Annotated in this window: 1 protein-coding gene; it reads left to right on the forward strand. The window is 59.3% G+C overall.

Translation table 11 applies throughout. From position 1 onward, the window contains the following. Positions 1 to 515: 515 nt before the first annotated feature. Complete coding sequence (locus tag ACO59D_RS09480; protein ID WP_485126763.1) at positions 516 to 1,037, forward strand: hypothetical protein; 522 nt, start codon at positions 516 to 518, stop codon at positions 1,035 to 1,037. Positions 1,038 to 1,125 lie beyond the last annotated feature (88 nt).

Consider the following 1,125-nt stretch of genomic DNA (forward strand, 5'->3'; position numbering starts at 1 on the left):
GCGGCTCATGGGGGCAAATATTTACTCTGTCTTTTTGGTGGTCTAATTCTACCCCCCCCCCCCCCGTCAACTCAAGCTAAACGGCGAGTTCTAGCGAACGTGGATTTGGTCCCCTTATCCCGCACAACACAGTCCAGATTGCGAATAAGTGCGATTTGAGCAGGCGACGAGCCTCATGAGAGAAAGAGGTTCGTATATGATCGACGGAAGGTTCACTCAAGAGGAACGCAGCTACCTCCTTACGCTTGATGCCGTGGGTGAAGTCAGGGCAAGCTCGCTCGTCTATTCGAAGGCCTTCAAGGAGAGAGTGCATGGGACTCTACCGGGAAGGCGAGAGGGAGGGTGCCCCCGCCAAGACCGAGGCGCCTGGGAAAGGCACCACGACAAGGTCGGGGCCGCCAAGCACGGGCAGGGCGTCGTGATGAACCGCAAGGAGGCGCGGCGCATCATGCATCGCCTGGGGCAGGAAGCGCAAGAGACCCTACAAGCCCATCGGCAAAGACGGCGAGCCCAGGATGGCGAAAAACGTCGTGAACAGGGGTTCCGGGCGTGGGGCCCCTCTCAAGGCCATCTCAGCCGACATCACCTGCCTGCTCTGCAGAGACGAGAGCCTCGTCTACCTCCCGGGCATCATCGACTGCGGGATCGACGTCGTGCTCGCCCACGCGAGCTCGACCTCGATGGAGGAGAAGCTCGCCCTCGACACGTTCGACCAGCTCAAGGAACTCAAGATCAGCCAGTCCATGTCAAGACGTGCCTGTTGCTGGGACAATGCCTCCAACGAGAGCTTCTGGGGCAGGATGAAGGAACAGATAGGGCCCACAGCTCACCTCACCACACAGGAGATCATGACAAGAGTTGATGGGCGCATTCACTACTACAACACGAGGGGCCAGGCACGCCTAGGCTGGCTGACCCCAATGGAGTACGCAGCAAAGCTCGCCGCCTCGAATCGTGCGGAGCTTGGGGTCCACCTCATCCAGTATGCCGCCTTGGCACCAAGTACGCAGGTTTGGCTTGCCCCATCGGGGGAGTAAAGCCAAAATGTGGAGCCATAGGGTCTTATTTTGGGCCCTTCCGCGTTTCTAGTGGGTAGCACAGGCAAGTGAGGTCTGGGCCGAGAAG

The organism is Tractidigestivibacter sp., assembly GCF_057241865.1.

Excerpts from the sequence above, each read along its gene's own strand:
- ACO59D_RS09480 (WP_485126763.1), top strand. The coding sequence starts at position 516 with ATGGCGAAAAACGTCGTGAACAGGGGTTCCGGGCGTGGGGCCCCTCTC.